Source organism: Coprobacter secundus subsp. similis (genome assembly GCF_015097275.1).
Classification (GTDB): domain Bacteria; phylum Bacteroidota; class Bacteroidia; order Bacteroidales; family Coprobacteraceae; genus Coprobacter; species Coprobacter secundus.
Genome location: NZ_AP023322.1, coordinates 689,425 through 714,707 on the forward strand (window position 1 = coordinate 689,425; position 25,283 = coordinate 714,707).

The window sequence follows — 25,283 nt, forward strand, 5'->3', positions numbered from 1 at the left end:
TTTTCGGAGCGATTATAAACGGTGAGTTACTCTTTGTACCATGTCTTTTTTCCAGGACTTAAAAGTTCCTGAAATAATTTGCCGACGAGCTTCTTGGGTAAGCCATACATAAAATGCGAGATTATGTATCGAAGCTATTTGCATGGCCAATATTTCATCACTGATGAAAAGATGACGCAAATAGGCCTTAGAATACTGTCGGTCTACATAAGAAGTACCATCTTCATCTATAGGAGAGAAGTCATCGGCCCACTTCTTATTTCGCATATTCATGATACCATTTCGGGTAAATAACATTCCATTACGACCGTTACGGGTAGGCATTACGCAGTCAAACATATCTACTCCCCGTTCTATCCCTTCAAGTATATTAGCCGGAGTCCCGACCCCCATCAAATAACGAGGCTTGTCTTTCGGCAAAATTTCATTGACAACTTCTATCATTTCATACATTTTCTCAGTCGGCTCTCCCACAGCCAATCCCCCGATAGCATTTCCATCAGCCCCTAATTGAGCGACATGCATGGCCGCATCACGGCGTAAGTCTGGATACACGCATCCTTGTACTATTGGGAAAAATGTTTGCCGATATCCATATAGGCCCTCCGTCTCACAAAAATGCTTCCACCCCCGTTCCAACCAACGTTGCGTCAGTGCCAGAGATTTTTTTGCATACTGATAGTCTGCTTGCCCCGGAGTACACTCATCAAGGGCCATCATTATATCCGAACCGATAATACGTTGCGTATCGACAACGTTTTCAGGAGTAAACAAATGTTTCGAACCATCTATATGTGAACGGAAATATGCACCTTCCTCTGTTAACTTGCGGTTGTCTGATAACGAAAATACCTGAAATCCGCCACTGTCAGTAAGTATTGGACGGTCCCAGCCATTGAACTTGTGTAGTCCCCCGGCTTTCTCCAAAATATCAAGTCCTGGACGCAAATATAAATGATAAGTATTTCCCAGTATAATCTGGGCTTTAATGTCATCTTTCAATTCATGCAGATGTACCGCTTTGACCGAGGCAACAGTACCTACAGGCATAAAAATAGGAGTCGTGATAATCCCATGATCTGTCGTAATAGTTCCGGCTCTGGCGTCACTGTTAGCGTCGGTATATTCTAAAGTAAAATCCATTCGTACGTTCAAATTTGTTGCAAATATAGTTCTTTTTCAAAAGAGTTCATGCATCTTTTTGCTCTGATTCTTTAACAGTGCATAATTACTAAGAAATAAATAAACATTTTTACATATATTCCATTCTGTTTTTTATTGTTTTGTTTAGTTAATTTTGATTGTAAAATACGATAATACATTATAAAACAATATCTTTGTTATACGTAAAATACGTAAATAAATGAATAAGCAGGTAATTTATAAATTTATAGTCCCGATATTGATTGCTCTTCCGTTGACAATATCAGCACAAAAAGCAAACAACGATGTGCAATCCATGACATTCGATGGCAAGACGCTGACTATCCCGTTGCCTGGAGCAAAAATAAAAGAAGCCTTGAAAGCAAACGATTTGAAATCACTTTCTATTGATACGTATATACAACCGATTGATTTTAAACAATATATTACCAAACCAAGAATTTTCCCGGCCAATCCGTCTGAAACAATGAAACGTGCCATGCTTCGTCATATGGCTACTACCCCAGATGCAGCAGTTTCCCAGATATTTATGATAGACAGGGCTTACGCTAATGTGGCAAAACAGGTAAACAAATGGCTGAAATCAGCAGGATACGGAACCCCGGTGACTCCGAATGGCCCGATGATACGTGTCGCATCTTTTTCCGGGACCCTTGACCCGGTTGAGTTGATAAGAAATTATAAGCGAGAGAAGCAACAAGAAAAAACATGGGCCGTCATTGCCGAACTAAATCGGTTACCCGAAAAATCACAGACCTCTACATTGCAATCGGGTTTCTTAAAAAATGAAACAGAATTAGACGCAGATAAAGTGTTACAGGCATTTGTATCGGTTCAGATACAAGATTCCCTAGGTATAACCTTACGTAAAGATACAGTGTTTCTTGTAAAAAAAGACTCATTGCACACAGATACCCTAAAGATTGAACAAATCAAATAATATCATTGTTTTCTTTTCAGACAATTACTGTTTTAGAAAATTGAAAAAAAGACAAAATGACAGTATAAGAAATTGATTCTATATGAGACCTTTATATATAATAAAGAACATTCTCTATTCTTTTCAATACGTCAATTTGTCATATTAAGTCATTCATTTACAGACGTTTTGTCTTATTTACACATTGGCATTTTCTTTGGTATTTTTAAAACAGAACAATAAAAAATACTGTATGGAAACATGCAAGGTATAATAAAGAGAAAGGAGTAAACAAGATATGAATTTTAACAATTTTACAATTAAATCACAGGAAGCGGTACAGAAAGCAGTACAGATTACCTCTGCTCATAACCAGCAGTCCATAGAGCCTGTGCATTTACTGAAAGGAGTACTTGATGTAGGTGAAACCGTCGTCAACTATATCTTTCAAAAATTAGGGGTCAACACCGGTATATTAAATAATGCGATAAACCGGGAAATTGAGATGCTGCCAAAGGTAAGTGGCGGTGAACCTTACTTAAGTAGAGAATCAAACGACGTTTTGCAAAAGGCAGTTGACTATTCTTCCAAGATGGGCGACCAGTTTGTAGCATTGGAATCAATTCTGATGGCTTTGCTACAAGTAAAAAGTTCAGCTTCTACTTTCATGAAAGATGCAGGAATTGCAGAAAAAGAATTGGGAGCGGCTATCGATGAATTACGAAAAGGCAAGAAAGTAAACGATGCCTCGGCAGAAGATACCTATAATGCATTAAGTAAATATGCGATAAACCTGAACGAAAGAGCCCGTTCGGGAAAACTTGACCCTGTTATCGGTCGTGACGATGAAATACGTAGGGTATTACAGATTCTGAGTCGTCGAACCAAGAACAATCCTATTCTGATAGGAGAACCTGGTACAGGTAAAACAGCTATTGCCGAAGGACTGGCACATCGTATTGTCCGCGGAGATGTACCGGAAAATTTGAAGAGTAAGCAAATCTATTCTTTGGATATGGGTGCATTGGTAGCCGGAGCAAAATATAAAGGAGAATTCGAAGAGCGGCTGAAAGCCGTTGTCAATGAAGTGACACAAGCTGAAGGTGAAATAATATTATTTATTGATGAGATACATACACTCGTAGGAGCCGGTAAAGGTGAGGGTGCTATGGATGCAGCTAACATCTTGAAACCTGCTTTAGCCAGAGGAGAATTACGTTCTATAGGAGCAACGACTTTGGACGAGTACCAAAAATATTTTGAAAAAGACAAGGCCCTCGAACGTCGTTTTCAGATTGTCATGGTAGACGAACCGGACGAATTAAGTACAATCTCAATTTTGCGTGGTCTGAAAGAACGATATGAAAACCATCATAAAGTACGTATCAAAGATGATGCTATTATTGCAGCCGTACAATTATCGGAAAGATACATAACTGACCGGTTCTTACCCGATAAGGCTATAGACCTGATGGATGAGGCTGCTGCCAAATTAAGGCTCGAAGTCGATTCTGTACCGGAAGATTTGGATGAGATAAGCCGTCGTATCAAGCAACTCGAAATCGAACGTGAAGCAATTAAGAGAGAAAATGATACTGCAAAGTTGAAACAACTCGAAGAAGAAATTGCCAATCTAAGAGAAGAAGAGAAGAAATATAAAGCACAATGGCAGGCTGAGAAAGAATTGCTCAATAAAATACAGCAAAATAAAATCGATATAGAAAATCTTAAGTTCGAAGCCGACAGAGCTGAACGAGAAGGAGATTATGGCAAAGTAGCAGAGATACGCTATGCCAAGATTACAGCCAAAGAAAACGAGATAAAATCGATACAAGAACAACTCCATAAGCAACAAGGCGGTGCAGCAATGATAAAGGAAGAGGTCGATGCCGAAGATATCGCCGATGTCGTTTCTCGTTGGACAGGTATTCCCGTCAATAAGATGATGCAGAGTGAGAAAGAAAAACTCCTGCACTTGGAAGAAGAACTCCACAAAAGAGTAGTAGGGCAGGACGAAGCCATTCAAGCTGTCTCTGATGCTGTACGTCGTAGCCGTGCAGGACTTAGCGATCCTCGTAAACCTATCGGCTCATTTATCTTTTTGGGGACCACAGGTGTCGGTAAAACCGAATTGGCAAAAGCACTGGCCGAATACTTGTTCGACGATGAAAATATGATGACTCGTATCGATATGAGTGAATATCAAGACAAATTTAGTGTAACTCGTCTTATAGGTTCGCCTCCCGGATACGTTGGATATGAAGAAGGAGGGCAACTGACCGAAGCCATCAGGCGTAAACCATATTCGGTAGTGTTATTCGATGAAATAGAGAAAGCTCATCCCGATATTTTCAACATATTATTGCAAGTTTTGGATGACGGGCGTCTTACCGATAATAAAGGAAGATTAGTTAACTTCAAGAATACGATTATCATCATGACCTCTAATATGGGCTCTGCTTTGATTCGCGAGAATTTCGAAAAAATGACTCCGGAAAATCGGGAAGAAATTACAGAGAAAACGAAAATTGAAGTTCTCGATTTATTAAAGCAAACCATACGTCCCGAATTTCTAAATCGTATTGACGAAACGATTATGTTTACACCGTTAAATGAAAAAGAAATCCAGGAGATAGTCATGTTACAGATAAAATCAGTACAGAAATTATTGAAAAACAATGGCGTGGAATTAGATATAACACCGGCAGGGCTTGAGTTTATTTCAAAAGAAGGTTATGACCCTCAATTCGGAGCTCGTCCTGTAAAAAGGGTAATTCACCGCTACATTTTGAACCAGTTGTCGAAAGACCTGTTGGCTCAAAAGGTAAACAAGAGTAAACCGATTATTATCGATTCTGATGGTAATGGCTTGATATTCAAAAATTGATGCTAAACAACTTATAATTGATAATTGCTCTAAAATAAAAAACGTATATAGACATTGTAATCTATATACGTTTTTTTATGATAACTATTTATGTCTCAAATGTACTGTTATTCTCGATTTTTTATTTTCGGTTCATCCCAGTTTATTTTTTGAGAACAATACATGATAATGGCAAGAATGATAAACAGTCCGATACTGCCTACGAGTAAAGCGTAAATTTCCATTTGTATAAGAATAAAAATATAAATGTAGAGAAGAGATAACAAAGCTCCTATTGTAATAGCTGTCTTCCATATTTTCAATATACCACCTAAATACAATGTCAGAAGTGCAATAGTCATTAATGAGGCCAAAGCATACGAAAGCGAGAAATTGAGATGTTCCGATATAGCGATTAGAAGTGTATAGAAAAGACAAAGAGCCAGCCCGATAAGAAGATATTGTATAGGATTGATATTCCTTCTGTGCATAATCTCAGTAAAAAAACAAACGACAAATGATAATATAATAATCAAGAATGCATATTTTACCGACCTCATAGATTTTTGATATTGGTCTACAGGCAACAGCAAATTAACTCCGAAAATAGAATTTTGAATGCTCTCACTCCATGTCCCGTCTCTGAAGATTTGAGGATAATTGCGATTGAGATGCAGCACTGTCCAATCAGCAGAAAATCCAGATTCTGAAATCTCTCTCTTTTCCGGCAAGAAAGCACCACAGAAACTCGGAGTTATACAATCCGACTCCAATGTCACATGAGTAGTTTTCCCCAATGGCGCAAAAGTGATAGATTCCGAACCTTTTATATTCATAGATATAGAAAAAGAAATATCCTCTGAAAGTTCCTCTAAACTCAACTGCACAGGAGATGAAATTCCCGACGAAGTCAGCACATTATTGACTCCGGGATTGAATGCCAAATTTTTTTTATTCCAAGAACCTTGAACTTGCTGTGGTATACCATGCAAGTCTGTTATACCTATTACAAGCCGTGCTTCCGACAGCAACATATCTTGGGCAGATATATTCTCTTCGGACAAAGATGCAAAACTAAATTTCCCTGTAAAATTAAGAGGTGTATGATAAACAATAATATCATATAAGCCTCTTTTAAGTTCTTCTGTCTTCACATTTCCGTTAATCTGTAGACTTTCAGGTAGAATATAGAGATATCGAATATCTCTTTCTACCATTTTTTTATCATTTTCATAAATAACCTGATAGGGTATAATCAGAAAAGGACCGGTAACTTGCTGTGAACGGCTCCATTTTTCCTCGACTTCATTCATGGCTTTACTGGCAGTATCCGACCTTTCGGAAATAAGATTTTCAATCATGCTTATCGGAATCAACAATAAGACAATTAGGAAACCGATAAATAAAATTTTCAAAGCAAGTTTATTATTTATAAACTTCTTTTCTTTACTTTCTGACAATTTGGGTTCTTCCATAATTTCTGAATTTTATATATAAATTTAAAAGTACTTTGTATTTCAAAGTATATAAGTAAAAAAATTTGTCCTGCACCTCTTGGAACTTGTCTAAATTTTACTCGGGTCAGATTTAGGAATCCCTTTCGAGGATGTTTTTCCGTTTTCATAAAGAGGAAGCGGGCTATCTGACGAGTGAAAGCGGGAAAAAACCAAAAGAAAACATAAAAATGTCCTGATAACATTCCTTAGACAGGCTCTTATAACTTTTGATTTTTCAAAAAATCTTCTAATGCGCGGATATGCTCAGCAAAGGCTTTCCGACCTTCCGGAGTAATCGAAAATTGAGTATTCGGTTTGCGTCCGATAAATTGTTTACTACTACATATATATCCCAATTCCTCCAAACTTCGAGTATGGCTGGCCAAATTTCCATCGGTCAAGTTCAATAAATTTTTTATTGTCGTGAAATCGGCCGATTCGTTAACAGCCAAAATAGACATAATGCCCAATCTGACTTTACTTTCAAAAGCTTTGTTTATATGTTCAAGATTGTATTTCATTGCCTTTTACAATCGTATTTCAAGTAAAAGAAAATCCCATATACAATATGAAACAAACCGAAACCTATAGTCCAAAACAAAAGTCCGTATCCCACCGTAAAACTGTCGATTAATCCCAATGACAATTCAGCATATCCTAGATAACGAGTATTTGAATATGTATACTTCGAACCATTTATTAAAGCCATACCATAAAATATCAACATGATACAGGAAGTAAGCCCATAATGATGTTGCATAATCAGGGCAAAGCACAATATTCCACCGGCTAATAGAGGTATGAAAAAATTGACCAACAACCGTTTAGAAATACTGTCAAAATAGAGTTTTTGTTCGTTTCTTTTTGCTTTTTGCCATGAAAAAGCAAATACAGTGAGTAAAGAAATACCCAATAATATCAAAGCCAAAATGACAATACCGCCAACTTCGCCTAATGAGTTATTGTAAAGTGGATAACTTGCATTTTGACAACCGATTATATAATAGGCTATACCAGCTCCTATCAGAGCATATATACCGACCAATATAGCAGACAAACCACTCAATGATAAAAATTTAGATGATTTCTCCATCAAATCTTTTATCTCATTCAAAGTATTATAAACCTCTATTTCTTTCATAATTAAAGTACTTTGTTTTGCAAAGTTAATTTTATATTTTGGAAAAACAAACATGTAGACCTATTTTTATATCATATATAAATAAAAGAGCGGATAGGGCATATACAAAAATCCGCAGAATGTAAGAGCAGAAATAAACATCATTAACATCAAGCCCAGCCTGCAACCATTCTATTACTTTCTATAATCAAATATAAGAATCTGTTTAACTTTTGAATCAGCTTTATGAACCTTCTACTGAAAAATTTAAACTGACTTTAAATATTTGTCTCGACAATTATTTGAATAAATTATTGAGATTCATAACTAATAAAATACAAAGAGAGGTTATCCAAATCATGAATAACCTCTCTTTATATAATAAAAATATCGTGATTATTTTTTGAAAAGATTATCGATAGTTATAATCTGGTAGTCATAAAAATCACGAGTAGCAGCATCACTGGTAGCCGCTCTGTGTTGTTTGTACAAAGCCGATATTTTTTTCAGACTTCCAGCCATTAAAGGAGCTAAATAAGTTTGATTCAACCCCGGTCCGAGGAGAATACGGGTAAACGACTCTTCATTATTGTCCATATCGTTGTGTTCACATTTCTCAAGACTACAGGGTAGGGTAGCTGATGCAGTTTCGTGAATAACCGACTCATATGCTTTTTCAGCCTCTAATGCTCTAACCTTAATAGGTTCAGAAGCTTTCAGACCACTGGCTTTTATCATCAGAGCAACAGCATTAGCCTGTATATCTTTCTCTACCAAATCCAAAGCCTTATTTTGGTACGTTGCTTTAAATAGTTCTGCAATGGCATCATCCATATAGCTATTCAATGTATAGTTGTTTTTGGGATCTGCCAAACTAGCTTCCTGTATACGATACAATGTTCCTGAGTTGAGTAAGGCAGAAGCTACTGATTTTACAAGGACTCCGGCCGTCATACCGTAACTGGCATCTATCTTGCGTAAAAGGTCGGTAGGAGCTATCCATGATTCACAAGTCCTTGCCTGATTTAGAATCCATTTCATCGCTTTTTTCTGCTCAGCTTTACTTACATAGCTTACAGCATACTGGTCATCTCCCTGACGTACTTCTTTGAATATGAACCCACCCAAATAAGGATAGGCATGGCGTAAATGACGGGCATATTGAGATAATATAGATTTGTATACATCGATGACATCATCATATGTATCACCTTCATTATAATACCATTTTTCAAAATTATTCATGATATACTTCAAATTGCTGATAGCCAAATCGCCCGCTTTTAAATGGTCATTGCCCAAATCTTCCGTTTGGTCGGTCGGGTCGAAAGTCATAGGATACTGTTGTGCCCCAAATTCAAACATCGGGTCATTGCTTTTTTCTGCAATCCATTTGTTTAGAGTAGCTTTTTCTTCTTTCGGAGATTTCACACCAGGAATAAGGCGATATCCCCAGTTGATTGCATATATATCATATACACCCAAAATAGGAGGTATCAAACGCACACCTTTTTCATAATCACCAGGTTGTGCGATAAAGTTATTGCGGGCATAATCCATAATACTGGGAGTTGTCCCATATTTTTGCGTAAATGATGCACTACGAAGAGAATCTACAGGAAAGGCATAACTGGCACCCATATTATGCATAAGGCCGATAGTATGCCCTATCTCGTGCGATGCTACATAACGGAGAGATTCGCGCATGACATCATCGTCAAATACGGCTTTTCGTACACGAGGGTCTACAGCGCCTGTCTGTACCAGACGCCAGTTGTGCAACAACGATATTACATTATGATACCAGATAACATCAGCTGTCAGAATTTCACCGCTACGAGGGTCAACATAACTTGGTCCCATAGCATTAGCAACACTTGTAGTTGCATATTTTATACAACTATAGCGCATATCATCCGGGTCAAAATTAGGATCATTTTTAGGATAATCTTTAGCTATAATAGCATTTTTAAATCCGGCAGCTTCGAATGCCTTTTGCCAGTCCTCCACTCCTTGACGAATAATATCGCGCCATTTATCAGGAAACGCCGAATCCACATAGAATACAATAGGTTTTACCGGCTCTACCAATTCACCTCTGAGATAAGCATCCTTATCTTTCGGCTCAAGTCTCCAACGATGTATATATGTTTCTTTGTCAATTTTATCGGCATTACTTGTATATATATTTTTACTGCTTGAGAAATATCCCACACGATTGTCCTGTAAACGTGGTTGCATCGGTGTCTCCGGCAACAATACGATAGAACGATGCATAGTGAAAGTATACGGGCCTTTATCCGAATTGAAATTCATTACCGAACGTATTTCTACATTCTGAGGGAATGCTTTTACCTCCTTTATATAGGATGCACTTCCGTCATATGTCCCTTTTGGTGCAGAACGGGACAATGATACAGGCATAGGAGTAATGGCTTTCTCATTACCCTTGAAAAAATCCGTCATATTTATGACAACACTTTTTCCATGAGTAGTCTCAATTTTGAAAGCTTTCAACACCGGGTCTGTAAAGTTTTTCTCAAAAGATGCAGCAATAGGATCATTCTTATCTACGACATTACTGTTCTGTACCAAATGCATAAATACACTTTGGTTATTCTTACTGAACCTTACCATAAACGGTTTCGTAATCATCTGGCCTGCTACATAGTACGAACTGTTACTGGTAGAAGCCAGCCGATTAGAAATCAAAAAAGTACGTTCCATAATTGAATCAGGTATTTCCACATACAACACATTATCCTTATTGACATGAGTTGTAAATAGCCCCTTTTGAGTCTTAGCCCCTTTAATCAGTTTGTCATACTTTGATTCCTTAGCGGTAGTATCCTTTTTGGCTACCTGTTCACTCTTCTTACTCTTCTTGTTTTTTCTTGCATAAACATTAGGCGTCATCCCGCTTAATGTAACGGCCGCTACCAATGCAAGAACTAAGGTTCTTCTTTTCATATAATATATTTCAGTTTGTTTTTCGGAGGTGTAAATGTATATAGAACCTGACTAATAACCAAAAATATTAGGGACTTTTAGGCCCTATTTATATTTTTCCCGTAATTATCTTAGGAAATCTCTTCGGGCTATAATCTTCCTTTTTATGAAGAGGACAACATTCAATCAGACAAACAGGAAAAGGAGTAGTTATCTGAAAGTCTGAAACATTTCCGGAAAATATTCTTCACATCGTTAAAAACAAATGTTTCTATAACATGGTTATTACTATGAAAATAAAGAAATATGATGAAAAAATATATTTTAATATTTATAGCCAATTTTTTGACCATACCGCTTTTTTCGGCATCATTTGCCGAATCATCTTATGCTCACAAACGCCATGAAGTTTCAATTAGTTATGGTATTCTACCTATAACCGGCTGGATGGATACGTTTACCGATTTATTTTCAGATGCAATTACTGGTGCAATCGAAGGTGCACAAACCCGTTCGCGAAACAGTACCAGCTGGGGTGCACTGAATCTGATGTATAATTATCGGATAAACTCAAGAGTTGCTTTCGGAGCCATATATTCCTATTCAGGAATGAAAGAAGACATCTATTCTGACAATTTACAAATAGGTAAATCTCGGACTTCTTTCCATACTATCATGCCGATGTTCAAGTTCAATTGGTTCAATAAGCCCTTGGTTACAATGTATACTCGGATAGGAATTGGGCTAGTATTATCTTTCGACAAAGAAGAATACTTTACGGGAGTAGGGGATTACCACAGTAAAAATGCATATTTGGCATGGCAAGTTTCCCCGGTAGGTATCGAAATAGGGAAGTCTCTTGCCGGATTTTTAGAATTGGGCTTCGGGACTACCGGACTATTCTCTGCCGGATTACGATATCGCTTTTGAATATGGTTGACAGACACGGAAGCTTATTTTTTTGAAACATCCCTTGCAAAACTCAATCGTGTTTCTTACTTTTACCCAATAAACCGCTAATTAATGAGATTATGAGCCAGCAAGATGATTTGTTCGATTATGACGAAGGTGATTCTGTGAAATTCATTCGAAATTATCTCCCACAGGAATTAAAGGAAAAATTCTCTGACGACGATATTAATTATATCATCGACCTGATTTATGAATATTATGAAGAGAAAGGTTTCATGGATGACGAAGCTGATGACGAAGTCAATATAGACGAAGACGAACTTATTGATTACGTCATAAAAAATGCAAAAAGAAATGGCTTTACTAATTTCGAACCGGACGAAATACAATTCGTGGTTCAAGGGGAATTAGGCTATTGTGATTCATTGGGGATGTTCGAAGAATAATAAATTGATTGTGCCCTATACATAGAACGATATAAAGTTTGATAGTATATTGACACAGAAAAAAGGTTGCTTGCAATAACTATTTTTCTGTGTTTGTTTTTATGGTTTTTAGATGATTGTTTGAAATTTGATGATAAAAAGAAAGATTATATTATCGTTTTCTCTAATCGGGTGTATATATTTATTTCCGATGACATCGGTTTTTTCCCAAGATAACACACCCATTACCGTTGTTAAAAGTGAAAAAATTCCTTTTTGGAAAAAAATTTTCTGGTGGAACAAAAAAGATACGGTATATGTACATCCTAACATACAAAATTTCACTTTAGAAGGAAATTGCATGGTACCTGCCATCTCGGCTAAAGCCTTGCCCCAAATAAGGAAAACAGTATTGCAGGAGATGCGTCGGTTGTATAAGATAAAACAAATAAAAGTATCTACAGTGAGAAACGGAGAAGTCATAAAAGTCGTAATCCCCATGTCCCAACTGTTTCAGCCCAACGATACAACCCTCTGGAATAGGGCAAACCTGATGCTCCGGCCTTTCATACGATATACCCAAATTCCCGATTATTATCATATCCTTATTGTCGCCCACTCAGATGATACAGGAACTCAAGCATATACCGAAAATCTGACCCGCATCAGAGCTGAAGCAGTAAAAGAATGGCTTTTGGCATACGGAGCTGTTCCGGAATACGTAGTCACTTATGCTCAAGGCAGCAAGAACCCCTTATATTCCAATACTTCGGAAGTAAATCGTGACCGTAACCGCCGGTTAGAAATATATCTGGTACCGGGAGAAGAATTAATATGGGATGCAGAAAAAAATAAAATCAATTTTAAAGAATAAAACATTGCCAGCAACTCTGTAATAAAATTTCATCAGTCCATATAACTAACTAAAAACAAGTTTTATGAAAAACTGATAAATCAAACTTTTGTAAACATACATTTTCACACTCACATAATCGGCTTGTACATGAAACGGCAATTATTTATCTGGTATATAAGTCTTTTCCTATTAGGCGGCTGCTATACAAATAAGCAAGCAAGTAAATTCGTAACTTCAGCTATAAGCCTGGGTATAAGTAAACAAGATTTTTTAGCAAAATATGGCCTGCCTTTCAGTCAAGAAATGAATTATAACGACAACGGACAGAAAGAAGAAAAATTATTATATAAAGAAGAACTATATAAAGGTAGTTGGTATATTGTCACCACATCTTTCACATTCCAAAATTCAAAACTCATAAAACAAGAAATTGTAAAAGAAGAACGGAAATTTAAAGATTGCGATTGCGAAAAAAAATGATATCGTACAAATATCAAACAAGAATTTGTTTCTTTATTCTCTCGAAGACAAACAATATAAAAAAATCCGGTAACCGCATTAAATATAGGTGGTTACCGGATTTTTTTATAAACTTTTACATTCAGTCAACCATAAATCACTGCTTGCATCGCTGGGCATACGCCAATCCCCTCGAGGAGATAAACTTACCGAACCGACTTTTGGACCATCTGGAAGACAAGACCTTTTGAATTGCTGGCTAAAAAAACGCCTGAAAAAAGTATATAGCCACTTTTGTATAACTGCAGAATCATGCTTACCTTTAAAAGCATGAAGAGCCAAAAAATATATCTTTCGCGGACGAAAACCAAACCTGAGAAAATAATATAAAAAGAAATCATGAAGTTCGTAAGGCCCTACAAGGTCCTCTGTTTTTTGCTTTATATTTCCATGCTCATCTGCTGGTATCAATTCCGGACTAATAGGAGTATCCACAATATCAAGCAAAGTCTTACGAGTATCATCATTTGTCTCATTTTGAGCTACCCATCGTACCAAATAACGAACCAGAGTCTTAGGAATACTGCCGTTGACACCATACATAGACATATGGTCTCCATTATACGTAGCCCATCCCAAAGCCAGTTCTGATAAGTCTCCGGTACCGATAACCAACCCGTTAACCTGGTTTGCTATGTCCATCAGTATTTGGGTCCTTTCTCTCGCCTGTGAATTTTCATAAGTAATATCATGTACGGAAACATCATGTCCTATATCTTTAAAATGCTGCATACAAGCATCTTTTATAGAAATTTCCCTAACAGAAATACCCAAAAACTTCATCAAACCTATGGCATTGCGATATGTTCTATCGGTTGTTCCAAATCCGGGCATGGTAATTCCATATATATTTTTTCTGGATATGCCCAATCTATCAAAAGTCTTTACACACACCAATAAAGCCAGCGTCGAATCCAATCCCCCGGATATTCCTACTACAGCCGATTGCGTATGGGTATGCACGATTCTCTTTGCCAAACCGGAAATTTGGATATTAAATATTTCCTCACATCGCGAAGACAATTTTTCATTTTCACTCGGCACAAAAGGATATGCACCTATTTTTCTCGAAAGAAGATTGACTTGCGTAGTCGGTAGTTCAAATTTTACGGTACGGTAATTATTATCCTTTCCGGTCCTGCATGACATATAACTGCTATTCTGCCGTCTGTCATTCTGTAATCTTTCTATGTCTATCTCAGTATAAATTAACTGCTCATCCATACAAAATCGCGTACTTTCGGCAAGTAATTCTCCATTTTCGGCAATGATACCGTTTCCACTGAATACAACATCAGTAGATGATTCTCCAAAGCCTGCAGAAGAATATACATATGCAGACATACACCGGGCCGACTGTTGTTTTATCAATGATTTCAAATAATCATGTTTGCCTATCAGCTCATTACTGGCCGATAAATTAATGATAACATTCGCTCCGTTTAAGCACAAATCAGAACTGGGAGGAATCGGTACCCACAAATCTTCACACAACTCTATCCCTATAACAAGGCTACCACTTCTAAAAAGCAATTTGTTTCCAAAAGGAGCCTCTTGGCCGCATAAGCATATTTCGTTACAATTTGTATCATGGGCTGAGGCAAACCAGCGTTCTTCATAAAATTCTTTATAATTAGGCAAATATGATTTAGGAACAACCCCTAATATTTTCCCATGTTGGAAGACTATTGCCGCATTGAACAACTGATTATCGGCCTGCACCGGCATTCCGACGACACATAAAATAGAATGGGAAGACGTCATATCAAGTAAATCACCCAAATTGTTCTCAGCCTCCTCTAATAATAATCTTTGTCCGAACAAGTCTCCACAAGTATAACCGGTAATGCCCAACTCAGGAAAAGCCACTATTTGTATTCCCTTTGAAGAGGCTTCTTTTATCAGTTGAGCCGTATGTTCCACATTAAACACACAATCGGCTATTTTCACATTAGGTATGGCTGCAGCAGCCCTCACGAATCCATAGTCCATATTTCAATATTTATAACGAATGCAAATGTATTAATTTTGATTGTGCTTTGATGATTTGCCAACAAAAAAACGACAATTTAACGGAGTTTTTGCATATGAATTTTTCATTTGCTTTATGATTATGTACCTTTGTGAAAATTTAAAAACGAAATTATATCATGAAGCGTATATTTTATATGGCTGCAATTTTATTTGCGGGATTACAGCCTGCAGTGTATGCAGGAGATTTGGATTTAAAGGACATTGTGTCGGGCAAATACACTCAGAAATATCAGGAGACCTTTTATCCATTGAGCGATGGCATACATTATTTACAAAAAACTCCGGATAAAAAGATGATTGTAAAATATGCGTACCGTACAGGAAAAGCAGTAGACACACTTTTCAATGCAGAAAAAGCAAGAGAGTGCCCTTTTGAGACTTTTGACGGTTTTGTTCTATGTGAGGATGAGACTAAAATCATGCTATACACAGACGTAGAACGTATATATAGGCGTTCTTTCAAAGCAAATTATTACACTTTTGAAATAAAAAGAAATTTAGTAAAACCTTTATCCGACAAAGGTAAACAGCAAATTGCAACATTTTCTCCCAACGGTCGTATGGTAGCTTTTGTTCGAGACAACAATATCTATTTGAAAAAATTGGATTATGGAACCGAATCTGAAGTGACAACAGACGGGAGCAAAAACAAAATAATAAATGGAACTACCGATTGGGTGTATGAAGAAGAATTTGCAGAAACTAATACATTAGCCTGGTCTTCTGATAATAAAATCCTTGCATTCCTTCGATTTGACGAAACTGAGGTGCCGGAATATTCGATTCAGTTATTTGAGGGACAATGCCCCCAGTTGACACAATATGCATTGTATCCGGGTGAATTCAAATATAAATATCCAGTATCCGGACAAAAGAATTCTACAGTCGGAGTATACACATATACCGTCGAGACCAGAGCAGTAAAAAAAATGAATGTCCCTTTAGATTCCGATGGGTACATTCCTCGTATCTGTTTTACTAAAAATCCTGACCAATTGGCTGTCATGACATTGAATCGTCATCAGGATGAATTTAGAATGTACGCGACAAATCCAAAATCCGGGATAAGCAAACTGATGATTCAGGATCAAAGCAAATATTGGATAGACCCGGATAACAAAAATTATGTAACTTTCTATCCGGAATTTTTCATATTTGCATCAGAAAAAGACGGACATCGTCATTTATATCAACACTCCTTGACCGGAACCCTTATTCGGCAACTTACCAAAGGAAACTGGGATGTAACCGGATACTTAGGATATGATGGGAAAAATGAATTTTACTATGAATCAAATGCAGAAGGACCTTTGTACCAAGCAGTTTATAAAGTAGATACTAAAGGTAAAATCACCAAGATTTCTACAAAAAAAGGGACAAACTCTGCAACATTTAATCCATCATGTACATATTTTGTAAATGCATACAGCAATGCAGATACACCTCTCAGATATACTGTAAATGACAAACAAGGCAAAGAAATCAGAGTTTTGGAAGATAACAAAAAATTGATTACCCTGCTGTCATCTACCCATTATTCCCATAAAGAATTCTTTACTTTCAAAAATGATGTGGGTATTGATTTGAACGGATATATAATGAAACCTTCAAATTTTAAAGAAGGAGAAAAATATCCGGTCGTCATGGTACAATATAGTGGTCCCGGTTCACAGATGGTCTTGGACAAATGGGCATTCGATTGGGAACAGTACCTGACTTCCAATGGTTTTATCGTAGCTTGTGTCGATGGCCGCGGTACAGGAGGTCGCGGTGAAGCTTTTACAAAATCAGTATATCTTAAATTAGGTATTGCCGAGGCACAAGACCAAATTGCAGCAGCTCGATACTTAGGCTCATTAGAATATGTAGATAATAAAAATATAGCAATTTGGGGCTGGAGTTTTGGAGGATATATGACTTTGATGTCGATGTCTTTATCGTCTGGTGTGTTTAAAGCAGGAGTTGCCATAGCTCCCGTTACCGATTGGAGGTATTACGATACAGTTTATACAGAACGGTATATGCGTACACCAAAAGAAAATATGGAAGGCTATATAGAATCCTCTCCATTAGAAAAAGCCGATAAACTGTCAGGAAACCTTTTGATTATATCAGGTACCGCCGATGACAATGTCCATTATCTGAATACTTTGCAGTATAGCGAAGCATTAGTGCAGGCAAATAAACAATTTGATATGCAGATATATACAAATCGTGACCATCATATAACCGGATGCAATACACGCTTGCATCTATATACTAAAGTCTGCAATTTCTTAAAAACACAGTTAACAAATAATAAATAAATCGTCTTTGCAAAAAAAACAAATATAGGGAAAGAGTAAAAGTAAAACTTTTTCCCTATATTTTTTTATAATATGTGATATTTTAAAGAGCTTTACTCCATGATTCATAATTACAGTTAAATGCTGTAAATCAGCAAACATTCGAATTTTTAATATTTTATGCTAAAACGATAATCAGATTTTTCCGACATAATGTTAATTATACTTTTATTTTTGCATAATCCACAAATTTAGCGCATCTTAGCTGCATCAATTCTTTTTTGAATAAATAAGTTTAATATTTTGTAGGGAAGGTACAATCGCTATAATCGGTAGTGTTAGAGCTTTTACGATGGACATCCAAATAAATAATAGCAAGAATGGTTAGGTGTCGTCAAATGTTGGTTATCATAGTAAGTAGCTATTAAGATTAATAGAATAAAGTGCCGAGCGTTATTTGGAAATGAAACATAAGAAAATATATAAACGACGTTTCTTATCTCTTCAGACATTAGGATTATTACCAGGTTTTATAGTGATGCTGGCCAATAACTATATAACAGAGAGGGAAACCGTAAATCTCTCTTTGTGGATAGGCATCTCACTATTTTTTTGGTTATTATTTAGAAAAATAAAAGGATTTCATCCACTATATATGTTTTTTGCCTCAGCAATAACATTGGTCGGATTTTCTTTTCTGAAACTTTACTTTTACAATTCCTTATTTATCGTATCCAATACCGTAATCATATTTATACTGTATTTAATAAGTTTGATTTCAGTTAGGGATGTATATCCTATGATACGCAATTTTTTGCGACGGAAGTTTTCGCGTAAAATAAAAAATGGAACCGAAGTATATGAGTTCAATTATATATCGAAAATACTATTGTACGGATTCAGTCTTTACCTGACAATCCTCATTTTATTTAATGTCGAAGGACGAGAACTATATCCGGGATTGTTTCGTTTTCTAAACTATTATTTAAATCTGATTTTAATACTCATATTCTTTATTTACGATATCATTCGATTCATTCTTCTCAATAAGATGTTGAGTAAAGAAACCTGGCTCCCTATTATAGACAAAAATATGAATGTCACCGGATGTATAGAAGAACAAGCAAGTTTGGAAGCCGGGAAAAGATATACTCATCCACACATACGTATCATAGCATTATGTGGCTCCAAGATATATTTGCAGAAAAATAACAACCCCTTATCCATATCTGAAGCTGCAGTAGATACTCCGTTTTCTTATGATTTGAAATACGGAGAAAGTGTCGAAGAAAGTATAGACCGAGTGCTCTCCGGACTGTCCGAATCTCCCCACTTGGCTGTACGTCAGTTGTTAAAGACTAAATATGAAAAAGAAAACATGAGCCGTATCATTCTGTTATGTGTGTTGAATGTAAAGAATGAAGATGACCTGGAACGCATTGCCAATTTGAAGGGATGGTTCTGGAATAATTCTCATATTGAAGATAATCTGAATCACCATATATTCAGCGAGTGTTTCGAACAAGAGTTTGAATTTTTGAAAAATACCATACTTTTAGCATATCAATATAAAGCGGAAAACACCATAAAATAAATTATGTCAAATCTGATTACTATTCTGGGACCGACGGCATCAGGCAAAACTGCTTTAGCTGTTTCTTTAGCAGTAAAATTAGATGCAGAAATCATTAGTGCCGATTCTCGACAGATATACCGGCGTATGGATATCGGCACAGGAAAAGATTTATCTGAATATACAATAGGAGATACAACTATTCCCTATCATCTGATTGATATATGCGAACCCGGATACAAATATAATCTATATGAATACCAACGAGACTTCAAAATCATATACAAAAATATCTGTGACCGGAAGAAAACTCCCATATTATGTGGCGGCACCGGATTATATATCGAAACGGTACTCAAAGGATATAGTATGCCCCAAGTTCCGGAAAATAAAGATTTAAGAGAAAGTTTAAAACAAAAAAGCCTCCCTGAGCTGGAAGCCATTCTGAAAACGTATAAGACGTTACACAATACTACAGATGTAGATTCTTGCAAAAGGGCGATAAGAGCCATCGAAATAGCCGAATATTATCGTTTGCAGCCCCCTGGTACCCTGGAAGACAAACCCATCGAAAGTTTTATTATCGGTGTTGATATTGAACGAGAAAAGCGGAGAGAAAAAATATCGGCACGTTTGCGTTCCCGTTTGGACGAAGGGATGGTCGAAGAAGTAAAAAAATTATTGGACGAAGGCATACCTGCCGAAGATTTGATATATTACGGATTGGAATATAAATATCTGACAGAATATATCATCGGGGAATTATCCTATGAAGAAATGATTTCGAAATTAGAAATTGCCATACATCAGTTTGCCAAAAGACAAATGACATGGTTTCGCGGAATGGAACGCAGAGGCTTTACAATACATTGGCTCGATGCACTACTCCCTATGGACGAAAAAGTCGATACTATTTTGCATTGGATAAAAAAATAGGTACAGAGACATTCGGGCAATTCAGTAAAGAGAATGGAAAAGTCAATCAAAATAGAGAATGCCCCTGTACCTTTTTTAAGAAGTCCATATAGGACCAAAATAATTGTTGCACTTCTAAAACATTTCTCCCCCGTGATAAGTTCATGACTTCTCTGATAAATTTTTAAAACGTTTTCTATCAAAATATAGGTTTTATTTGTAAAATAATATATTTAGAACTATTTTTAAGCTTATCTTTGCATCCGTTTTGAAAAAGTCGGTATGCGTAATTTCATTAATCGTTACAAACAGAATTATATAGAGTTATTAAAGCTCGGTATACCTATTATGATAGGGCAGTTAGGCATTATCATCGTCGGTTTCGCAGATAATATAATGGTAGGACACCATACTTCTGAAGAATTGGCCGCGGCATCTTTCGTAAATAACCTATTCAATTTACCGATCATGTTCGGCATGGGATTTTCTCTCGGACTGACACCTTTAATCGGGGCTTTAGTTGCCAAAAATCATGTAGCAAAAGCAGGTCAAAGTTTAAGATACAGCCTATATACCAATTTCATTCTTTCTTTGTGCCTCATACTGATTATGACCGTTGTCTATTTCAATATTGAGAAAATGGGACAGCCCGAAGACCTGTATCCATTAATCAAACCATACTATCTGGTTCAATTATCCGGATTGGTTTTTATTATGTTGTTCAACTCATTCAAGCAATTTGCCGACGGTATAATGGATACCCGCACTTCTATGTTTATTCTATTAAGCGGCAATGTACTGAATATTATAGGAAATTATATTCTTATCTTCGGTCATATAGGGATGCCTGAGCTTGGATTGTTAGGAGCCGGTATCTCTACATTGACATCCAGAATATCCAATTTACTGCTTTTCATATTTATATTTTTCTTTACAACCCGTTATAGTCGTTTCAAAAAAGGGTTCTACCACTATAAAGATAAAGAAAATACATTCTCTTTTTTAGTAAAGAGTGGCTTACCCATAGCACTCCAAATGGGAATGGAAACAGGAGCCTTCAATCTCAGCGTAATCATGATGGGATGGTTTGGTAGTGCTGCATTAGCAGCCCATCAAGTAGTAGCGACATTTACAACCATCGGGTTCATGCTATATTACGGTATTGGAGCTGCAACTACAATTTTAGTAAGTAATGCCGGAGGAGCCGGACGTTATACCGATATAAAGCCCATAGCGAATGCAGGCTTCCATATTATACTGACAATGTCTTTATTTATCGCCCTGCTTATGCTTTTCTTGAGAGAGCATATCGGATACTTATTTACCGATTCGGACGAAGTCAGCCATATCGTAGCCTTACTGATAATCCCAACAGTCGTGTATCAGTTCGGAGACGGCTTACAAGTAGCTTATGCCAATGCACTCCGAGGAGTAGGCGATATGAAGCCCATGGCTGTAATTGCATTTATCAGTTATTTCATGATTAGTTTGCCTTGCGGATATTTGTTCGGAGTTATATTCGATGGCGGTCCCATGGGCATTTGGTGGGGCTTCCCTCTGGGGCTGACAACCGCCGGATGTTTGTTTTACGCGCGTTTCCGTTATAAGACAAAAAGCTTCGATAGCGTAATGGCTATTTAAACGTTTATTATATATAAAATTAGAAGGTTTATCCCATATCATCTTTTTATCATCTGAAAGGAAACGTTATTAGAAATTAAATTACGGACACCATTCTTCTATTCCGGTAACCGGATATTTTTTTCTCCATTCGAGAAATTCCGGATAAGTCCGTACACCGTCCTTTATGACCGCTTTATAATATTCTATTCCCATTATCGAAACATCATCCGGAGTAAAATATTTTAGAGACAATATAGCCATTCTCATTTCCGGAGTTAACACTTCATTTATTCGCCTGGCTACATTTTCAAAATAACCATCATACTTTGACCCTTTTTCTATATGAATCATATCTATTTGCCAGTGCATTTTATCCTTATCTTCATATAAGGCATGCCATTCAATACAAGCCTCATCCGTATCTAACAGATTAGTATACTCTATGTGTATAATTCGAGGATGTTCGGCAATTTTAGCTATTGCCTCAAAACTTTTTTTAATATCGACAGGGAACGAATAGATATGAAAATCGATATCTCTATGCTTCATCAGAAGACCCGTCGATAAAGATCCTACAAGGCCGGGAACTGCTCCTATCGACTCCCAACAACTGACTATCTGGATATCATTGATAATCTCAAATGCTTTACGCTGATTTTCTTCAGCCATTACTTTTATATCGAAACTATCCATATTATGATGCTTAAATGAAAATGGGCATAAATGTAACAAATAATTTCTATAAAATTTATACAAGATTATTTTGTTTTCTATATATCTACAAACATATTTTTAATGAATATATAAAAAATCAACTAATAAATTTGTTTTTATAATAAATTATACATAAATTTAATGAAGTAGTTATAATCCATTATATAGAATAGAATTCGAGTCAACAATAATGATATCAGTCTCAACATTAAAGGAAGAGAACGTCTAACCTTTCAAAATAATATCATTATGAAACAGACATTACTTCTTGTGTTCTTTTCCATTTTCCTATGTATTGTACAAGCACAGGAAACATTGGAGTTTGAGGATTTATTCCCTGAAATATCTGTCCCTCAAAAATACGTGGCAGCCCAACCCGATAACATTCGGCTCAAAAACGATGTATTTGGTAAGTTTTATGTCGAATATGTAGAGTTCAATGACGAACAGAAATTTGCTTTCCAGCATGCATTAAAATTATGGGAAGAAGCCATTCCATTTTCCAAACCTATTTATATCAAAGTAACATTTAATGCTTCTGGATCAAACGCGTATACTACATCAGTTAGTATCAGGACAAATACATTCGAAGATCCGCAATCAACAATAAATTATCCGATGGCTCTAAATGCCCAGAAAACAAATATTTTTGATAATGAACATCAATTACGGTCAATTCCGGATATGACCATAAATTTCAATAAAAATATGGATTTATGGGATTTTGGTACAGACCCGAATATACCACTCCCTAATGGAAAGTATGATTTCGTTACTGAGGCTCTGAGAGCAATAGCCAAAGGGTTGGGATTTGGAAGTTCTTTAATTAGAGAAGAAAATCAGATTTCATTCAATGTCAGATCAGGGACAAGCTATATTTTTGATAGCCACATAAAAGATACAAGTAATACTTATTTGATATCCTTTAGCCCATATACATCAGAATTGAATACTTTCGTAAAGAATCCTTTATACTGGGACAGGGACAATTATACCGATTATCAACTATATACTTCGGAAAATACATTCAATAAATATGCTACACTGACGTACTTTAGCCCTTCTTCCTTTGAAGACCGGGAAAAATTGCTGATGATGCCCCAATGTAACGGACGAGTACATCATATAGGATCGAAGATATTGGATATTCTTGAAGACATCGGTTGGCAAAGAAATAAGAAATTTAAAATTTATAACAATGAGATTCCGGAATCCGGCATTGTTGAGCACCAACCCGGACGAATATTGACATTTTTTTGTACCCCTAATACATCCATAAATAACTATAAATGGTCGTTCGATATAACTCAGAAAGATGCGACTTTCCGTAATATATCAACAGGAACAGAGGCCGTATTTCAAATACAATTACCTTCTAAATACGAAAATACGGACGATCATATCTCCACCGGGGCCATAAAGGGCAGAATACACATAGAAGCAACGACTATAAATAATAAAACATTACAAGCTGATTATGCACTATTTATTAACTATTATCCTCAAGCACCGGAAATTGAAATAATTGACATAATTTCGACAGGAGATTACACATGTGATATAGTATTAGGTTTTGGAGCTTTCGGAGCAGAATTTTACGATATAGAAGTGATTGATGAGGATGCATTTTCCATTTGGGATATACCAGTACATAAATCCGGATATATCACAGAAACTCTCCATGGAATATATAAAAGCGGCAATTACACCATTACTGTATCAGCCTCCAATAGAAGAGGTTATACAAATTCAGAACCACTCTATATTAATACTGATAACTACCCGGATCATGGTACTCAAAAAATAGATGTAAAAATTCAGAATAAAATTTCAGTTATAAACATGGAAATAATTAATATAAGCCCCTATATAACTGAAGTTTCTATTATCGATTTGAATGGATGTGTTGTAAAATCACATCATAAGGAAACATCAATATCAATAAAGGATTTACCCAAAGGCGTGTATATTATCTCAGCTAAAGAACAATCTGGTCGCATTTATAATCAGAAAATCATAAAATAACGAAAACAATAAATGAAACAATACAGGTCATTGATATTGACATCCGGTAAAATCCTGAATTTCTCAATCCTATAAAAATTCACTCTTTTATATACCCAACCTTAATTTTCACATTCGACGCAGGTTTGAATTGAAGATTAATCTCTGTATTCGTATGCGGATATAAAGGAGCTATATGAGGAGACATATTGATAGTACCTTCTCTTAAAGATTGCTGATGCTCTATATTAAACGAAAAATGAGGTACAAATTGATATGACAAACCAAAGTTCAAACCGAAATCATCATTGACTCTTCTCCCCAACGAATATTTGCTAAGAAATACACCTATATACGCTGACAAATTGGAAGTAACTGGAATCGAACGAGTAAAACGTACATACGTATATGCACCTAAAGAAGGAAGAGTTTGATGCATACTATATGTTTGCATTTTCCTTAAATAACTATAAAAACTATAATCTTGAGCAAAAGGATTGTTCCCTGGCAATAAAGAACCGTGGTAGAAAGACGCTGGTGAATTTCCAATATAATAAGAAGTCACAATCGGCAATTCATAGAATAAAGAATCAAACTTCTCATTAACGGAATTTTCCTTTATAGATATATTCGTCGGATGATAATCATGTTTCATTAAAGTCTTATCGAGAGAGCGATCAGGCATTTTGGAAATCTCCACTTTCTGGGAAAGAACATACGAAATATTAAAACAATAGATGAAACAAACGATAAAACCTATATATTTCATAATTTTATTCCATATAAATATAATAAAAGAGAAAACTAAATCCTCGTCTATTGATGAGTAAAGATATAGAATTTTTCGATAATCTCTAAAAGCCTGTCTAAATTTTACATCGACATCTTTTAAGAGCAATTCTCAAAAAT

The 25,283-nt window shown here is 36.2% G+C and carries 19 protein-coding genes; 11 read left to right on the forward strand and 8 right to left on the reverse strand.

The genetic code is table 11. The annotated features are described in order from the left end of the window. Positions 1-12 precede the first annotated feature (12 nt). Entirely contained in the window at positions 13-1,143 is a 1,131-nt protein-coding gene (gene tgt / locus Cop2CBH44_RS02545; RefSeq protein ID WP_055096020.1) for a tRNA guanosine(34) transglycosylase Tgt, read from the reverse strand. A gap of 220 nt (positions 1,144-1,363) precedes the next feature. Between tgt and Cop2CBH44_RS02550 the strand changes: the two genes are divergently transcribed. Further along, positions 1,364-2,104, forward strand: coding sequence for a hypothetical protein (locus Cop2CBH44_RS02550; RefSeq protein ID WP_055096018.1), 741 nt, complete (start codon positions 1,364-1,366; stop codon positions 2,102-2,104). Between the two features lie 277 nt (positions 2,105-2,381). Further along, positions 2,382-4,970, forward strand: a complete 2,589-nt coding sequence (clpB, locus tag Cop2CBH44_RS02555) for an ATP-dependent chaperone ClpB (RefSeq protein WP_055096016.1) — start codon at positions 2,382-2,384, stop codon at positions 4,968-4,970. Between the two features lie 107 nt (positions 4,971-5,077). Here the strand turns inward: clpB and creD are convergent, their stop codons facing one another. The 4 genes from creD to Cop2CBH44_RS02575 form a co-directional block, all read right to left on the reverse strand. Beyond that, a complete protein-coding gene (gene creD / locus Cop2CBH44_RS02560) occupies positions 5,078-6,424 on the reverse strand; it encodes a cell envelope integrity protein CreD (RefSeq protein ID WP_021930493.1) in 1,347 nt (448 codons plus the stop codon). Positions 6,425-6,663: 239 nt separating this feature from the next. Then, positions 6,664-6,966, reverse strand: a complete 303-nt coding sequence (locus tag Cop2CBH44_RS02565) for a winged helix-turn-helix domain-containing protein (RefSeq protein ID WP_055096013.1) — start codon at positions 6,964-6,966, stop codon at positions 6,664-6,666. Continuing rightward, positions 6,963-7,586 (reverse strand): hypothetical protein, encoded by a 624-nt coding sequence (locus Cop2CBH44_RS02570; RefSeq protein WP_055096293.1) that lies wholly within the window; start codon positions 7,584-7,586, stop codon positions 6,963-6,965. Before Cop2CBH44_RS02570 ends, Cop2CBH44_RS02565 begins: the two co-directional genes overlap by 4 nt. A gap of 375 nt (positions 7,587-7,961) precedes the next feature. Continuing rightward, entirely contained in the window at positions 7,962-10,535 is a 2,574-nt protein-coding gene (locus tag Cop2CBH44_RS02575) for a zinc-dependent metalloprotease (RefSeq protein WP_021930497.1), read from the reverse strand. Between the two features lie 285 nt (positions 10,536-10,820). Here Cop2CBH44_RS02575 and Cop2CBH44_RS02580 point away from each other — a divergent pair, with 285 nt between their 5' ends. From Cop2CBH44_RS02580 to Cop2CBH44_RS02595, 4 genes are all read left to right on the forward strand, one after another. Further along, complete coding sequence (locus tag Cop2CBH44_RS02580; RefSeq protein ID WP_021930498.1) at positions 10,821-11,444, forward strand: hypothetical protein; 624 nt, start codon at positions 10,821-10,823, stop codon at positions 11,442-11,444. Positions 11,445-11,545: 101 nt separating this feature from the next. Next, a complete protein-coding gene (locus Cop2CBH44_RS02585; protein WP_021930499.1) occupies positions 11,546-11,872 on the forward strand; it encodes a hypothetical protein in 327 nt (108 codons plus the stop codon). Positions 11,873-12,062: 190 nt separating this feature from the next. Further along, on the forward strand, positions 12,063-12,725 hold the full coding sequence (locus Cop2CBH44_RS02590; RefSeq protein WP_200755500.1) for an OmpA family protein: 663 nt from the start codon (positions 12,063-12,065) through the stop codon (positions 12,723-12,725). A gap of 129 nt (positions 12,726-12,854) precedes the next feature. Continuing rightward, positions 12,855-13,187: a hypothetical protein gene (locus Cop2CBH44_RS02595; protein WP_021930501.1), complete on the forward strand. Its 333-nt coding sequence runs from the start codon at positions 12,855-12,857 to the stop codon at positions 13,185-13,187. A 105-nt stretch (positions 13,188-13,292) separates the two neighbouring features. On the opposite strand, the gene Cop2CBH44_RS02600 is transcribed toward Cop2CBH44_RS02595, so the two are convergent. After that, a complete protein-coding gene (locus tag Cop2CBH44_RS02600; RefSeq protein ID WP_021930502.1) occupies positions 13,293-15,218 on the reverse strand; it encodes an NAD(+) synthase in 1,926 nt (641 codons plus the stop codon). A gap of 158 nt (positions 15,219-15,376) precedes the next feature. On the opposite strand from Cop2CBH44_RS02600, the gene Cop2CBH44_RS02605 reads away from it, so the two are divergent. The 4 genes from Cop2CBH44_RS02605 to Cop2CBH44_RS02620 all read left to right on the forward strand — a co-directional run bounded on the left by Cop2CBH44_RS02605 (position 15,377) and on the right by Cop2CBH44_RS02620 (position 21,674). Continuing rightward, positions 15,377-17,566, forward strand: coding sequence for a S9 family peptidase (locus Cop2CBH44_RS02605; RefSeq protein ID WP_021930503.1), 2,190 nt, complete (start codon positions 15,377-15,379; stop codon positions 17,564-17,566). Between the two features lie 442 nt (positions 17,567-18,008). After that, positions 18,009-19,139 carry a hypothetical protein gene (locus tag Cop2CBH44_RS02610; RefSeq protein WP_200755501.1) on the forward strand — a complete coding sequence of 377 codons (1,131 nt, stop codon included), beginning with the start codon at positions 18,009-18,011 and terminating at the stop codon, positions 19,137-19,139. 3 nt (positions 19,140-19,142) lie between these two features. After that, a complete protein-coding gene (gene miaA, locus Cop2CBH44_RS02615; RefSeq protein WP_021930506.1) occupies positions 19,143-20,054 on the forward strand; it encodes a tRNA (adenosine(37)-N6)-dimethylallyltransferase MiaA in 912 nt (303 codons plus the stop codon). 261 nt (positions 20,055-20,315) lie between these two features. Further along, a complete protein-coding gene (locus Cop2CBH44_RS02620; protein WP_021930507.1) occupies positions 20,316-21,674 on the forward strand; it encodes an MATE family efflux transporter in 1,359 nt (452 codons plus the stop codon). 81 nt (positions 21,675-21,755) lie between these two features. On the opposite strand, the gene Cop2CBH44_RS02625 is transcribed toward Cop2CBH44_RS02620, so the two are convergent. Then, positions 21,756-22,349 (reverse strand): hypothetical protein, encoded by a 594-nt coding sequence (locus Cop2CBH44_RS02625; protein WP_021930508.1) that lies wholly within the window; start codon positions 22,347-22,349, stop codon positions 21,756-21,758. 270 nt (positions 22,350-22,619) lie between these two features. Here Cop2CBH44_RS02625 and Cop2CBH44_RS02630 point away from each other — a divergent pair, with 270 nt between their 5' ends. Then, positions 22,620-24,395 carry a T9SS type A sorting domain-containing protein gene (locus Cop2CBH44_RS02630; protein WP_021930509.1) on the forward strand — a complete coding sequence of 592 codons (1,776 nt, stop codon included), beginning with the start codon at positions 22,620-22,622 and terminating at the stop codon, positions 24,393-24,395. Between the two features lie 79 nt (positions 24,396-24,474). Here the strand turns inward: Cop2CBH44_RS02630 and Cop2CBH44_RS02635 are convergent, their stop codons facing one another. Further along, positions 24,475-25,143 carry a hypothetical protein gene (locus tag Cop2CBH44_RS02635; RefSeq protein ID WP_021930510.1) on the reverse strand — a complete coding sequence of 223 codons (669 nt, stop codon included), beginning with the start codon at positions 25,141-25,143 and terminating at the stop codon, positions 24,475-24,477. Positions 25,144-25,283 lie beyond the last annotated feature (140 nt).